At 63.5% G+C, this 14,972-nt stretch carries 12 protein-coding genes; 9 read left to right on the forward strand and 3 right to left on the reverse strand.

Annotation, left to right across the window (positions count from 1 at the left end; all coding sequences use genetic code 11):
• Positions 1-9 precede the first annotated feature (9 nt).
• From EP376_RS07095 to EP376_RS07120, 6 genes are all read left to right on the forward strand, one after another.
• Positions 10-1,533: a sulfatase-like hydrolase/transferase gene (locus tag EP376_RS07095; protein ID WP_127654877.1), complete on the forward strand. Its 1,524-nt coding sequence runs from the start codon at positions 10-12 to the stop codon at positions 1,531-1,533.
• A gap of 144 nt (positions 1,534-1,677) precedes the next feature.
• Positions 1,678-3,717, forward strand: a complete 2,040-nt coding sequence (locus EP376_RS07100) for an ABC transporter substrate-binding protein (protein ID WP_127654878.1) — start codon at positions 1,678-1,680, stop codon at positions 3,715-3,717.
• A 109-nt stretch (positions 3,718-3,826) separates the two neighbouring features.
• Positions 3,827-4,831 carry an ABC transporter permease gene (locus tag EP376_RS07105; protein ID WP_127654879.1) on the forward strand — a complete coding sequence of 335 codons (1,005 nt, stop codon included), beginning with the start codon at positions 3,827-3,829 and terminating at the stop codon, positions 4,829-4,831.
• A 4-nt stretch (positions 4,832-4,835) separates the two neighbouring features.
• The gene (locus tag EP376_RS07110) at positions 4,836-6,035 is read left to right on the forward strand and encodes an ABC transporter permease (protein ID WP_127654880.1); all 1,200 of its coding nucleotides are present in this window, start codon (positions 4,836-4,838) and stop codon (positions 6,033-6,035) included.
• Between the two features lie 82 nt (positions 6,036-6,117).
• Complete coding sequence (locus EP376_RS07115; protein ID WP_203330973.1) at positions 6,118-7,119, forward strand: ABC transporter ATP-binding protein; 1,002 nt, start codon at positions 6,118-6,120, stop codon at positions 7,117-7,119.
• Positions 7,116-8,123: an ABC transporter ATP-binding protein gene (locus tag EP376_RS07120; protein ID WP_127654881.1), complete on the forward strand. Its 1,008-nt coding sequence runs from the start codon at positions 7,116-7,118 to the stop codon at positions 8,121-8,123. The genes EP376_RS07115 and EP376_RS07120 overlap by 4 nt, the downstream gene beginning before the upstream one ends.
• Before the next feature lie 63 nt (positions 8,124-8,186).
• Here the strand turns inward: EP376_RS07120 and EP376_RS07125 are convergent, their stop codons facing one another.
• The 3 genes from EP376_RS07125 to EP376_RS07135 all read right to left on the reverse strand — a co-directional run bounded on the left by EP376_RS07125 (position 8,187) and on the right by EP376_RS07135 (position 10,990).
• Positions 8,187-9,464: an MFS transporter gene (locus tag EP376_RS07125; RefSeq protein WP_127654882.1), complete on the reverse strand. Its 1,278-nt coding sequence runs from the start codon at positions 9,462-9,464 to the stop codon at positions 8,187-8,189.
• Entirely contained in the window at positions 9,401-10,141 is a 741-nt protein-coding gene (locus EP376_RS07130) for an SDR family oxidoreductase (RefSeq protein WP_127654883.1), read from the reverse strand. Before EP376_RS07130 ends, EP376_RS07125 begins: the two co-directional genes overlap by 64 nt.
• Positions 10,142-10,219: 78 nt before the next feature.
• The gene (locus EP376_RS07135; RefSeq protein WP_127654884.1) at positions 10,220-10,990 is read right to left on the reverse strand and encodes a DeoR/GlpR family DNA-binding transcription regulator; all 771 of its coding nucleotides are present in this window, start codon (positions 10,988-10,990) and stop codon (positions 10,220-10,222) included.
• 156 nt (positions 10,991-11,146) lie between these two features.
• Here EP376_RS07135 and glpD point away from each other — a divergent pair, with 156 nt between their 5' ends.
• From glpD to EP376_RS07150, 3 genes are all read left to right on the forward strand, one after another.
• Entirely contained in the window at positions 11,147-12,712 is a 1,566-nt protein-coding gene (gene glpD, locus EP376_RS07140) for a glycerol-3-phosphate dehydrogenase (protein ID WP_127654885.1), read from the forward strand.
• Positions 12,713-12,805: 93 nt separating this feature from the next.
• Complete coding sequence (locus tag EP376_RS07145; RefSeq protein ID WP_127654886.1) at positions 12,806-14,056, forward strand: MFS transporter; 1,251 nt, start codon at positions 12,806-12,808, stop codon at positions 14,054-14,056.
• A gap of 129 nt (positions 14,057-14,185) precedes the next feature.
• Positions 14,186-14,917 (forward strand): dienelactone hydrolase family protein, encoded by a 732-nt coding sequence (locus EP376_RS07150; protein WP_127654887.1) that lies wholly within the window; start codon positions 14,186-14,188, stop codon positions 14,915-14,917.
• The last annotated feature ends 55 nt before the right edge of the window (positions 14,918-14,972 follow it).

Raw genomic sequence — 14,972 nt, forward strand, 5'->3', positions numbered from 1 at the left:
CGCATCCTGATGACGGACCGCCAAAACGTCCTTTTTGTCGTGTTCGACCAGTTCCGAGCGGACTGTCTTTTTGGTGACCTCGCCCCCCATGTCGAACTTCCGACGCTGCGTGCGTTGATGAAGGAAAGCGTCAGCTTTTCAAATAACTACACTGTCTGTGCGCCCTGCGGCCCGGCGCGGGCCTCGCTCCTGACGGGGCAATACGCGATGAACCACAGGTCCGTGCGAAATGGCACGCCCCTGCGCCACGACACGCCCAATCTGGCGACCGAATTGCGCAAGGCCGGACGGCTTCCGCTGCTTTATGGCTATACCGACAGCGCGCAGGATCCGCGGACCCTGCCCCCCGCCGATCCACGCCTGACCAGCTATGAAGAGGTGATGACAGGCTTCGAAGAGGTGGTTCGCCAGCGGTTCGAGGATGCGGGCGGCCCGTGGATCTCGCATCTGGTGCGCAAGGGTTACAAGCTGTCCCGGGAGACGATCTTCCGCCCTGTGGGGCCGGAAATCGACGACCCGGCGTTATACGATGCGGCCGACAGCGACACGGCGTTTCTGACCGACGCGACGCTGTCCGATCTGTTGCTGCGGCCGCCGGGATGGGTCGCGCATCTGACCTATATCCGCCCGCACCCCCCCTTTGTGGCGCCCGAACCCTATAACCGGATGTTCGATAAGGACACGATGCCCGCGCCGCGTGACACCAGGGATAACCATCCCTTCCTTGCGCCGGCGCGCGCCTATCAATCCATGACCTCCGTCGTGAAGGGCTTTGACAACAGGGCCGAGGATGCCGATGCAGTGGCGCGGATCCGGTCGGTCTACATGGGTCTGGCCGCCGAAGTGGATGAACATCTGGGCCGGGTGATCGCGTTCCTGAAACAGACCGGCCAGTATGAGAATACCTTGATCGTCGTGACGAGCGATCACGGCGAACTTCTGGGTGATTTCGGCTGCTGGGGCAAAAGCCATTACTACGATGCCGCCTTCCACACGCCCCTGATCATCCGCGCACCGGGGCACGAGGCGCAGGCCGGAACGATCCGCGACGAGATGGTCGAATCCATCGACATCACGCCGACGATCCTCGACCTTCTGGGCGTCGATATCCCCGACAGCATGGATGGCCGCAGCCTGCGCCCCTTCCTCGAGGGGACCTGCCCCGACGATTGGCCTGATTACAGCTATTCTGAGCTCGATTTCGGCAATCCGATCAAACCGACCCGGTTCGAGACGGAACTGGGGATCGGTCCGGACGAGGCCAACTTGGCCATCCTGCGCGAGCGCGACCACACGCTGGTTCAGTTCGGGGCCGCGCTGCCGCCGATCCTGTTCGACAAGACCGCCGCCGGCGAGGCTGCCGACGTGTCGCACACGCCCGGCGCAGCAGAAACGATCCTGCGGATGACGCAAAAGATGCTGCGCCACCGCATGCAGAACCCTGACGGGCTGTTCGCCCGGACGATGATCACCAGTGAAGGCCCGAAACGGGGCACGGGATCGCCCGTGCAGCCGGCGGAGGCCGTGTCATGAGGATGTCACGAACCCAAGTAGAAGAGGGAGGATCGAAGACGTGAACATGGAGGGCGGCCAATGGAATGCGCCGGAGGCCCCGAACATCCCTCCCAATCGGCACGGGCAGACGGCCCGGTCAAATTTTCAAAGACAGGAGAGATCATGAAAAGACTACTTCTAGCAGGGACGGCGATGCTGGTGCTTCCGACCGCGGCCCTCGCGAATTGTCCGGCCATCACCATGGCCGACATGCAGGGCATCGAGCCCGGCGCCTATCCGCAGCAATACGAGCTTTCGGCATTCGAGGCCGCGGCGGGCTGCGATATGGAATTCTCGACCAACCCGGCGATCGCCGATCTGAACGCCCAGATCGTCGGCAACCCCGAGCTTCCGCCGCTGGCCGAGCGTCTTCCGGCAGAACCCCTCGTGGTCGTGCCCTATGACAGCGTGGGCCAGTATGGCGGCGTCTTCGATGCCCTGTCGAACGCGACCGAGGCCGGAACCTCCGATTTCCTGTCGGTGCGCCACGTGAACCTCGTGCGTTATGCCGATGACCTTCAGACGATCGTTCCGAACATTGCCAAGTCATGGGAATGGAACGATGATTTCACGCAGCTGACTTTCCATCTGCGTGAAGGCCACAAGTGGTCGGATGGCGCGCCCTTCACCTCGGCCGACGTGGCGTTCTGGCATGACAACCTGATGCTCGACACGAACATCTACGAATCGCCGCGCGATTACGTTCTTGTCGGCGGAGAGCCGATGACGGTCGAGACACCGGACGAAACTACGGTGATCTTCAACCTGCCGGCGCCGAAGCCGGGTCTTCTGACCCACTTCGCCACGTCCTATGCGCCGGGCTTCCAGCCGCAGCATTTCCTTGGCCAGTTCCACCCCGACATCAACCCTGATGCGGATGCCTACGCCCAGAGCCTCGGCTTCGAGAACGGCTATGACGCAATCCTGGCCTATTATGGCAACTCGGACTGGACGGATACGCCCACGCCGATGCTGTCGCGGCCCGAAATCGTGGACGGCCTTCCCAAGGCGACGATGCCGACGCTGGAAAGCCACATCTACATCACCGACACGACCGAAGGCCGGCGTCTCGTCGCCAACCCGTATTTCCACCAGGTGGACACGACGGGCCAGCAGCTGCCCTACATCTCGGAGCAGAACGAGGTCTACATCAACGACAACGAGGTGCGGATCCTGTCGCTGGTGAACGGCGACGTCGACTACAAGTCGCAGTCCGTGCGCCTGGATCAGGCCCCGCTTCTTCTGGAGAACCAGGAAAGCGGCAACTACACGATTCAGCTCAAGCCGACCGTGGGCATGCCTGCGGTGTCCTTCAACTTCACCGTCGAGGACGAGGCAAAGCGCGAGGTGTTCCAGAACCTCGACTTCCGCATCGCCATGTCGGTCGCGATCAACCGCGACGAGCTGAACGAAGTGGCCTATTTCGGTCAGGGCACGCCGAGCCAGATCCTGCCCTTCAACCCGGTTCCGGAATTCGTGGATCCGCAATGGGCAAGCTTTGCGGCCGAATATGACCCCACCCGGGCCAATGAGTTGCTCGACAGCATCGGCATGGCTGATACCGACGGCGACGGGTTCCGTGAACTGCCCAATGGCGACCGGATGACCCTTGCACTGAACTATTCCACGCAAGGCATCTCCGGCTCCGTGGTCGAACTGATCTCGCAGTACTGGGCCGAAGTGGGCATCCAGTCGGTCGTGAAGGAAGTCACCCCGGACGAATACCGCTCCGCCCAGTCGGCCAACCAGCTCGACGTGGCGCTGTGGCAGTATGGCGCGCCGCTGGCGATCCACATGGGCCTCAACACCTTCTTCCGGGTGCCGTTCGGGACGTATTTCGAACATCGCACCGGGATGTTGTGGGCCGAGTGGATGGATTCGAACGGCGAACAGGGCATCGAGCCGCCGGAATGGGTCAAGACCATTGCCGCCGATATCGATGCGTTCCAGTCCGCGACGCCGGGGTCGGCCGAACAGAACGAACTGGGCGCACGGCTTGTCGCCACCTTCACCGAGAACCTGCCGATCATCGGCACGGTGCAGGCGCCCGAGCCGATCTATGTCTCGAACCGGCTCAACAACGTGCCCGAGTTCAAGACCTGGTCCTACGAGTACTACCGGACCTATCCCTACCGCGCCACACAGTGGTGGCTGAGCGAATAAGCTCGGTCAGGGATTGCTGATACCGGTCCGGGGCGTCATCATCGCCCCGGACCACCACAAGAACCCATCAAGACGCCCTTCAGGGCGCAGTACGGGACGGGGAGTGCAGATGCTTCAGTTCGTGCGATTTGTCGCAACGCGGGCCGTTATGGCCCTGACGACACTAGTCATCGTGTCTCTTGTCGTCTTTACCCTGATGGAACTGGTCCCCGGCGACTGCGCCGAACGCTATCTGGCGTTCAAGAACACGCAAGGATCAGGGATTTCCCAGGCAGATATCGAGATCGAGCGCCAGAGGCTGGGCCTAGACCGTCCGTTCATCGAACGCTGGGCCAAATGGATCGTGGGCGCCTTTCAGGGCGATTTCGGCGACAGCTGCATCCTGCGGGTCGATATCGCTCAGCTTCTGGGAACGAAGTTCTGGCTGAGCCTTGCGATCTGCCTGTCGTCGCTGACGCTGGCCTATGCAATCGCGATCCCCGTGGGGATATACTCTGCCGCCTCCAACAATGCCTGGCTGAACAACTCGCTCAAGTTCATCAGCTATTTCGGGCTGGCCATGCCGAATTTCCTGCTGGCTCTGATGATCATGCTGGCCTCGACCATCTGGTTCGGAGAGACGTTGACCGGCCTCTTCTCGCCGGAATACCGGGACGCGCCGTGGACATGGGCAAAGTTCAGGGATCTGCTCAGTCACGCATGGCTTCCGATCTTCATCCTCGGCTGGTCGGCCACGGCCTTCGCGCTGCAAACCGTCCGGGCGCTGATGTCCGACGAAATCGGCAAGCTTTACGTCACTGCCGCCGCCGCCCGGGGGGTTTCGGGCCGCAGGCTCCTGTGGCGGTATCCGGCCCGCCACGCCCTTGGCCCGATCGTCAACAGCCTCGGCTTCGATCTCAACCGGATTTTCAACGAATTGCCGATCGTGGCGCTGATCCTCGTGCTGACGGATGCCGGGGCCCTGCTGATCGAGGCGCTCGCCCGGTCGAATGACCAGCAGCTGGCCGGCGCCATCATCTTTCTTCTGACCGCGTCGATCGTCACGCTGAACTTCCTGACGGATGTTCTGCTGGCCGTGCTCGACCCGCGTGTCCGCAAAAGCATCATGAGGTGATCTGATGACCGACGCCCCAGATCCGATGAAGCCGAACCTTGCCCAAACCACTGGCCCCGCCGTCGACATCGTCGAGACGGAGAGTGCCGTCGAACGCCGCGCCAAGGAGGCCTATTTCACCGCCTCCCAGAGCCAGCTGATCTGGGCGCGATTCAAGAAACAGCGCGCCGCGATGGTGGCCGGGTTCCTGCTGTTGCTGATGGTCGTTTCAGGCCTCTTCGCGCCATTCCTGTCGCCCTATGACCCGACAATCGCGGGCCGGAACGCCGACTACACCAACGGTGCGCCGCAGATCCCGCAATTCTGCGACAAGAACGGCTGTTCCCTGCGGCCCTTCATCCACGGGCTGGAGCGCACCCGGTCGATCGAGACGAATTTCCGCTGGGTGACTGAGGTCGACGAGGATACCCGGCACTATCTGCGGTTCTTCGTGACGGGCGATTCCTACAAGCTGTTCGGTTTCATCCCCGGAAATCTGCATCTCTTTGGTGTCGATGACGCAAAGATCCACCTGTTCGGCACTGACGAAGACGGGCAGGACATCTTCTCGCGCACGCTTCATGCGATCTGGACCTCGCTTCAGGTGGGGACGATCGGGGTTTTGATCGCCTTTGTCCTCGCCCTCGTGATCGGAGGAGTGGCCGGCTATTACGGCGGCTGGATCGATGGCGTGTTGCAGATGATCACCGACGCGGTCCGAACGGTGCCCGCGATCCCGCTGTTCATGGCGGTGGCGGCCTTCATGCCCCCCGAACTCACAGCGGAGCAACGGTTCTTCTACATATCCATGATCCTTGGCCTGATCGGCTGGCCCACGCTGGCGCGGCGGGTCCGGACCCACCTTCTGACTGAGCGCAACCAGGAATACGTGCTGGCAGCCCAGCTTTCGGGCGCGTCGTCGAGCCATGTGATCCGGCGCCATCTTCTGCCGTCCTTCACCTCCTATATCATCGTCGATCTGGTGATCTCGTTTCCCTACATGGTGCTGTCGGAAACGGCGCTTTCCTTCATCGGTCTGGGCCTGAAAGACCCGGTCTCGTCGCTGGGGGTGATGCTGCAGAAGGCCACGAGCGCGGACGTGATGCTGAATTACCCGTGGTATTTCATCCCGGTCATCTTCTTCATCATCCTGGTGATGTCCTTCGTTTTCGTGGGTGACGGCCTGCGGGACGCGGCAGACCCCTATTCCGACAAGAACAAGTGAGGCGGGGCGGCGTGACATTCGAGTATTTTGACCAACGCGAAACCAAGAGGCCGGACATGATCGCGACCGGAGGCACAGCGGCATGAGCAAGCTGATCGACGTGCAGAACCTGACCCTGCAATTCCGCACCGACGAGGGGCTGATCACCGCCGTGGACGACGTGTCCTTCAGCATCGACAGGGGCGAAGTGATGGGCCTGGTCGGCGAAAGCGGATCGGGCAAATCGGTGACGGCCAAGGCGCTGATGCATCTGAATGCCGGAAATGCCATCTATGCCCCCGAAAGCCGGATCATCCTTCATACCGATCAGGGCGAAGTGGATGTTCTGTCGCTGAAGAAGCAGTCGGACCTGAAGCTGGTGCGCGGCGGGGCGATCTCGATGATCTTCCAGGAGCCGATGGCCAGCTTTGCCCCTGCCCTGTCGATCGGCAAGCAGATGGTCGAACAGCTGCAACTGCATTCCGACATGTCCAAGGCCCGGGCCAAGGAAATCTCGATCGAGATGCTGGACCGCGTGGGCATTTCGGACGCGTCCAAACGGTTCGATCAATATGCATTCGAATTGTCGGGCGGTATGCGCCAGCGCGCGATGATCGCCATGGCGCTGTCGACAAAGCCAAAGCTTCTGATCGCGGACGAGCCGACTACCGCGCTCGACGTGACGATCCAGGCGCAGGTGATCGACCTGATGAAGGATCTCGTCGGCGAATTCGGCATGGGGATCATCTTCATCACCCACGATCTGGGCGTTGTCGCACAGACCGCCGACAAGGTCAGCGTGATGTATCTGGGCCGCCTGATCGAAGAGGGCCCGGTGCGCGAGGTGATCCGCACCCCCGCCCATCCCTATACGCAAGGGCTCCTGGCCGCGCTGCCAAAGCTCGAGGACCTCGATTCGCCGCTGACGCCCGTGCCCGGCGATATCCCCTCCCCGCTGGAGCGGCCCCCGGGATGCGTCTTTCACACCCGCTGCCCCAAGGTGATCGGCGATATCTGCCGCCGCACCCTGCCCCACGCGATCGACGTGGCCAAAGGGCACAGCGCCGCCTGCCACCTGCATGAAGAAGCCAAGGGGGCCGCATGAGCGACCAAGACAACCTGATCACGGCCCGCAACCTTTCGGTCACCTTCCAGATCGGCAAGGGCCTTTTCAACAAGGCCAGCCTCAAGGCCGTGGACAACGTCACGCTCGATATTCCCAAGGGATCGTTCTTCGGGCTCGTCGGAGAAAGCGGGTCGGGCAAGACGACGCTCGGCCGGGCCTTTCTCAAGGCCGTGCCGATCACCGGGGGGACCGCGACCTATTCCGACGACGAGGTCACCTATGATCTGGGCACGCTGGCAGGACGCGAGCTGCGCGATTACCGCAAACGCGCGCAGCTGATCTTTCAGGACCCCTATGCCGCCCTCAGCCCCCGGATGACGGTGCGCGACATCATCGCCGAGCCGCTGGAGGTGATGGGTCTGACCAAGACACGCGCCGAAACCGATCAGCGGGTCCGCGAGATCGCGGCGAAATGCCGGCTCAACCTCGAACATCTGCGGCGCTTCCCGCATGCGTTTTCGGGCGGGCAGCGACAGCGGATCTCGATCGCTCGGGCGCTTGTGTCGGATCCGAAGTTCGTCGTGGCCGACGAAAGCGTGGCAGCGCTCGACGTGTCGATCCAGGCCGATGTGCTGAACCTGCTGAAGGATCTTCAGCGCGAGCTGGGCCTGACCTTCATGTTCATCAGTCACGATCTGAGCGTGGTGGCGCATACCTGCGATCACGTGGCGGTCATGTACCTTGGACGGCTGGTCGAAACCGCGCCCACGCGGCAATTGTTCGAGGCCCCGCGCCATCCTTATACGAAGGCGCTGTTCTCGGCGATCCCGTCGCTCGATCCCGATGACACGGGCCGGGCGCAGCGGCTCGTGGGCGAGATACCCTCGCCCACCAATCAGCCGACAGGCTGCAAATTCCATACCCGCTGTCCCCATGCGACAGAGCAGTGCAAGCGCGAAGAGCCGCAGCTGGAACATGCCGACGGACCGGGCCACGAGGTGTCCTGCCATCGCTGGCGGGAATTGATGTCCGAACCGGCATAAGAGGACCACCCGCCCCGGGGGGCCGCCAATTTTGTTAGCTAACAAAATTGGCCCCCGCGCCTGTCACCCGGTCGCAGCGCCCGGTTTGCCCGCGCGCCGTGTGGCCATGACGTAGAAGAGGGCCCCCGCAAGGGCGAGGGCCGCGCAGCCGGCCAGCATCACGCCATATCCTGCGACCGCCCAGACCAGCGCCCCGAGCCATGGCGCAGCCGCCGCCCCCACGAGATAGACCGCCGAAAGCGCGCCGGAGGTGGCTCCGAAGTTCACCCCGCCCAGCATCGCGCGCGCCACGAGCGGACGCAGGATGCTGACGATGCCATAGGCCGAGCCGAAGGCCAGCACAAAGACAAGCGCGCCGGCCTCGGCCCAACCGAACACGAGAAGCGTCAGCGCGGATCCGATCATCAGGACAAAGACCAGCATCGTCATCGCATGAAGGCTGATCCGCCGAGCCGTCACCGTCAGAACCAGCCTGCCGGCCACCTGCATCGGCCCGATCAGCGAGGCCACGAAGATGCCGAACCCCTCGGCATGATCCTGTTCGGCCAGATACGGCAAGAGGTGCTGCAACACCGCGCCATGCAGGATCGCGACGCAGGCGAAACAGAGCGCGATGAGCCAGAACACCCGGCGCCGCGCCGCGCCGCCCGACAATTCGGGCCGCGAGGGCGCGGCCTGACCCGGCGCCTCGATCCCGCCGGCCTCGATCCCGCGCACGCCAAACCAGAGCAAGGGGGCGGCCAGCACGATCACACCTGCCCCGATCAGCCGCAGGGCCTGTTCCCAACCCACCGCTTGGGTCAGGAGATGGGTGACGGGAAAGCTGACGGTGCTCGCAAAGCCCGCGACCAGCGTGATGACGACGATCGGGCGCCGCGCCGCCATCCCGCGCGCGCGGGTCAGGATCGCGAAGCAGGGCTCGTAGAGGCAGCCTGCCATCATCAGCCCGATCCAGATCCAGCCCGCATAGAATTGACACAGGGTCTGGACCGATCCCAGCGCGATCATCCCCAACCCGCCCAGCGCGGCCGCGCCCGCCATCATCGGCGCGCCCAGTCCCTTGTCGATCAGCCGCCCCGCGACGCGTGCGCCCGCGGCAGAGGCCAGCAGCGCAAGGCTGATCGCGGCTGTCAGGTTGGGCCGGGGCCAGCCGAAGCTGTCCTCCCACGGCAGAAGGAGCACGGGGAACACATAGAAAAGACCGGCCCAGGCCAGTGTCTGCCCAACCGCAAGTGCAAAGACGGCAACAGCCGCCCCGGGCTGCCCGCCTGTGTCGCTCAGACCGTCCAGCCCCCGTCGATCACGTGGGCCTGACCCGTCGTGAAGGCGCTTTCGTCGGATGCGAGATAGGTGGCCAGCGCCGCCACCTCCTCGGCCTCGCCGACGCGGCCCATCGGTTGGCGCGCCACGAATTCTGTCCAGGCCTTGTCATAGTCGCCGGTGGCGCGGAGCCGGTCGTGCAGGCTGGGGCTGTCGACAGTGCCGGGGCAGATCGCGTTACAGCGAATGCCCTTGGTCACGAATTCGGCCGCGACCGATTTCGTCATACCCAGAACAGCTGCCTTTGACGCGGTATAGACGAACCGGTTCGGCACGCCCTTGAGGGACGAGGCCACGGACGACATGTTGACGATCGACCCTTTCCCCTTGTCGAGCATCCCCGGGATCGCCGCCTTCATCAGGCGGAACATGGCCCGGCAATTCAGGTCAAAAGCGAAATCCCAATCTTCTTCGCTGCACTCGAGGATCGACCCCGCATGCACGTAGCCTGCACAATTCATCAGAACATCAAGCGGCCCGGTCCGTTCCAGCGCCGGGGCGATCTGATCCGCATCCGTCACATCGAAGACAAAAGTCTCGATCCCCGACAGATGATCGAGCGATGCGAGCGTTTCGGGATTGATATCCGTCGCAAAGACGCGCGCACCCTCGGCCGCATACATCGCCGCCGTGGCACGGCCGATCCCCTGCCCTGCCGCTGTTACCAGTGCCGTCTTCCCGGCCAGTCGTCCGCTCATCGGTCTGTCCTCTCCCTCGTCGTATGCTGCGCAAGATGCGCGCGACGATCGGGGATGGCCAGCCGAAAATGCCGGACATCACGCATCCGGAGGGGCGATGTCGATCCGTGTCGACCAATCCGCGGCCCGCGCACCAAGCGCCCCCGGCAGGGGCGCGTCGGTCACGAACCGGTCAAGCTGCGCCAGATGGGCGATCCGCGCAGGTGCGGCGCGTTTGAACTTGGAGTGATCGGCCACCAGAACGCCTTGTCGGGCCGCCGCGATCATCGCGCGGCTGACCTCGACCTCGGCCATGTCGAAATCCAGAAGGTCGCCGCCGGGATCAAGCGCCGAACAGCCGATCACCGCGAAATCGACCCGGAACCGCGCCACGGCCTCGGCGGCCAGCGGTCCCGTCAGCCCGCCATCGGCGGCGCGCAGATCGCCGCCCGTGACCACGACCCTTGCGCCGTCGTGCAGCGACAGGATCTCGGCCACGTTGAGGTTGTTCGTCACCACCAGCAGATCCCGCCGCTGCCCCAGCGCGCGGGCGACCGCCTCGGTCGTCGTTCCGATATTCAGGCACAGCGAAGCCCCATCAGGGATCTTGGCCACGCACGCCTCGGCGATGGCGCTCTTGGCCGCGTTGTTGAGGGCGCGGCGCTCTGCATAAGCGATGTTGGCGGTGCCCGATGGCAGTACCGCGCCACCATGAACGCGCTCGAGCTGACCGGCCTCCGCCAGATCGCTCAGATCGCGGCGGATGGTCTGGTGCGACACACCCAGCGCGTCAGACAATGCCTCGACGCTGACAAGACCGTCGCGGCGGGCGATGCGCAGGATCTCGGGGTGACGAAGGGACTGGCTCATGACCTTCCGGTAGCATGACGGGTGCGCTCTGCCCAGAGAAACGATCACAAACACGCGCCAAAACGATCAAAATCGAAAGCATTTGTTTTCATTAGCGCGCATTTCTGCCAGTAATCGTGTCGAAAACAGCCGATTCCATCCATGGGCGCGCAGGGCATGACAACCGAATACGACTATGACCTTTTCATCATCGGCGGCGGCATCAACGGCTGCGGCATCGCGCGCGATGCGGTGGGCCGCGGGTTGAGCGTCGGCCTGGCCGAAATGAATGACCTCGCCTCCGCCACGTCCTCGGCTTCGACCAAGCTGTTCCACGGGGGCCTGCGCTATCTTGAATTCTTCGAATTCCGGCTGGTCCGTGAAAGCCTGATCGAGCGGGAAAGACTGCTACAGGCGATGCCTCACATCTCTTGGCCGATGCGGTTCGTTCTGCCCTATCACGCCGACATGCGGTTCGAGAGTTCGACACCGACCTCGCGCCTGCTGTCGACGGTTATGCCGTGGATGAAGGGGCGCCGCCCACGCTGGCTGATCCGGCTTGGCCTGTTTCTCTATGATACTCTGGGCGGGCGGAAGATCCTTCCGGGCACGACCCGGCTCGATCTGACGCGGGCGCCCGAAGGCAAGCCGCTCGATCCGAAATTCAAGGTGGCCTACGAATATTCTGATTGCTGGGTCGAGGATTCGCGTCTGGTCGCGCTCAATGCCCGCGATGCGGCGGAACGGGGCGCCGATATCATGGTGCGCACCAAGGTCACCTCGGCCCGCGCCGGGGACGGCGGCTGGATCGTTGCGCTCGATGGCCCCGACGGGCCGCGCGAGGTGCGGGCCCGGATGCTCGTCAATGCCGGCGGCCCCTGGGTGGGTCAGATCATACAGGGCCGCATATCGCTCAATTCCCGCGAGGGCGTGCGGCTTGTGAAGGGCAGCCACATCGTCGTTCCCCGTCTCTACGATCACGACAAATGCTATTTCTTTCAGGGCACGGACGGGCGGATCATCTTCGCCATCCCCTATGAGACCGATTTCACCCTGATCGGCACGACCGATCGCGAACATGACGATCCCGACACGACGCCCACCTGTTCCGAGGCCGAGCAGGAGTATCTGTGCAATTTCGCATCGCAGTATTTCGCCAAGCCGGTGACACGCGACCAGATCGTCTGGACCTATTCGGGTGTTCGGCCCCTTTATGATGACGGCGCGCAATCGGCGACGGCGGCAACGCGGGATTACACGCTCAAGATCGATCGTTCCGCGGGTGCGCCGGTTCTCAACATCTTTGGCGGCAAGATCACGACCTACCGGCGTCTTGCCGAGCACGCGATGGAAAAGATCACCCCCGAGATCGGAGGCAGGCAGGCAGGCTGGACGGCAGGCGTGCCGCTGCCGGGCGGGGATTTCCCGGTTGGGGACGTGCCGCGCCTGATCGCCGACTTGCGCGAGGCCTATCCGTTTCTGGATGAAACCTGGGCCCGCCGCCTGATCCGCGCCTATGGGACAGATGCACAGGTCACGCTGAACGAGGCCACGTCGCCGGACGATCTGGGCCGCGATTTCGGGGCGACGCTGACCGAACGGGAAGTCGGCTGGCTGATGACACACGAATTCGCCCGGACGGCCGAGGATGTCGTCTGGCGCCGCAACAAGCTGGGTCTGCGGATGACGGCCGACCAGATCGCCGCACTCGACGACTGGATGCAAACCGGCCGCGCGGCCTGAAACGGGGCAGACGAAAACGACACCGCGTCGCAAGCGGGAGAGCGGGACCCTCGGAAATGGTGTGCATAGGCCCAACACCAAGGGTCGACCCCGATGCACGACAGACGAATCCCCGAATGGCTCCGCCACGCGCCAACCCCAAGCGTTCGCGGCTTTGCGATCCTTGCCGGAACCGAGGCCGTGGCACGGGGGATACTGATCTCTGTCTTTCCACTGGCGGCCTATTCAGCGCTGGGTGACGCCCGGCTGGTGTCGGAGGCCTATTTCCTCATCGGAGCGGCATCGCTGATGGTGGGGCTTCTCATTCCCTACCTCATTCGTTTCGTTCCGCGCCGCTGGGTCTATATCAGCGGGACCCTGATGTTCATGACAGGTGCGCTGCTGGCAACGCAGTCTTCTGCAGCCGCCGTGATCGGGGGGCTTGCACTGACGACGATCGCTGTCGTGACTATGTTCGTCTGCTTCAACGCCTATGTGCTCGATCACGTGGCCAAGGTCGAACTGGGCCGGTTCGAAACATCCCGGCTCTTCTACAGTGCGATCGGCTGGACGGCGGGCCCGGCGCTGGGGTCGTTTCTTCATGCAGCATGGCGCCCGGCTCCCTTCCTGATCGCGGCGGCGGCGGCGCTGTCACTGATGATCATCTTTCTCGTCATGCGGCTGGGAAATGGCAGGCTCATCGTCCGGAGCAGGCGGCCCCCGGCCAATCCGTTCGGGTATTTCCCACGCTTTTTCGCGCAGCCACGGCTGATCACCGGTTGGGCCTTCGCCGTCATCCGGTCGAGCGGGTGGTGGGTCTACGTCGTCTTCCTGCCGATCTACGCGGTGGAGAACGGGCTGGGCCAGCAGCTGGGCGGGATTGCCCTGTCACTTTCGAACGCAGCGCTTTTCCTCGCGCCGTTGATGCTGCGCTTCATGCAGCGCCGATCGGTCCGCACGGCGGTGAGGACCGGGTTTCTGATGTCGGGCCTTCTGTTTGCTCTGGCCGGGCTGGAGGGCGATTTTCCCGTCATTGCCGTAGCGCTCTTGATGGTGGGATCGCTGTTCCTGATCCTGCTCGACGTCTCGGCAGGGCTGCCGTTTCTTCTGGCCGTCAAACCGTCGGAACGCACCGAAATGTCGGCGATCTACTCAAGCTTCCGCGATGTCTCGGGCATCCTGACACCGGGTGCAGCGTGGGTCATCCTGCTGGTCGCGCCTCTGTCCGGGGTCTTCGTTGCCAGCGGGGCCGCGCTTCTGGGCGCGTGGGGCCTTGCGCGGACGCTGCACCCTCGGCTGGGCCGGGCCCGCATCTCGGCGGAGGGCGACAGGGGTGAACCCGCGCCCGCCGCGGATGCCGCCTGAGACGGCTGGGGCGCGAGGTTTTCGGCAGGCTCCCGCCGGGTTTCCTTGCCCGATGCGGATCGTGGACCATGTCTAGTGGCAGCGTCGGCAACAGCCGGGGCAAGCGAAACACAGATTTCCGGAGTTGATATGCGCATTACATCGATACTGCTGGCATCAACCGTGATTGCCACCAGCGCACAGGCGGAAGACGTCTCTTACACTGTTGGCGAGGAATCCTTCACCGGATATTTCGCCGAAGCCGAGAACGCCAAGGGGCTTGTCCTGATCGTCCACGACTGGGACGGCATGACGGATTACGAACGCCAGCGCGCCGACATGCTGGCCGAGATGGGCTACAACGCCTTTGCCCTCGACATGTTCGGCGACGAGACACCGACGGAAACCATGGATCACCGGATGGCCGCCACCGGCGCGCTGTATCAGGATCGCGACCGTATGCGGGCCCTGATCGAGGCTGGTGTGCAGCAGGCCATGGGCCTGTCCGGTGTCGATGAGATGGTCGTCATGGGCTATTGCTTCGGCGGTGCGGTCGCCCTCGAGATGGCGCGCAGCGACATGAGCGGGATGGCGAACGGCTACGCGACATTCCACGGCGGGCTCGGCACGCCGGAAGGCCAAGGCTGGGATGGTGACGAACCGCCCGTCCTCGTGCTGCACGGTGGCGCCGATACCAGCATTTCGATGCAGGACGTGGCGACGCTTGCGACCGAACTGGAAACAGCGGGCACCACCTACACCATCGAGGTCTATTCAAACGCGCCCCACGCCTTCACGGTGTTCGGTTCCGATCGCTACCAGGAACGGGCCGACCTCGAAAGCTGGTCGTCCTTCTCGAGCTTCCTCGAAGATCACATCTGATCTTCATCAGGCTCGTCTGACCTGAAATGCAAACGTCTCCGGATCTTTCGATCCG

Origin of the sequence: Alexandriicola marinus, assembly GCF_004000435.1 — a bacterium.
Lineage (GTDB): Bacteria > Pseudomonadota > Alphaproteobacteria > Rhodobacterales > Rhodobacteraceae > Alexandriicola > Alexandriicola marinus.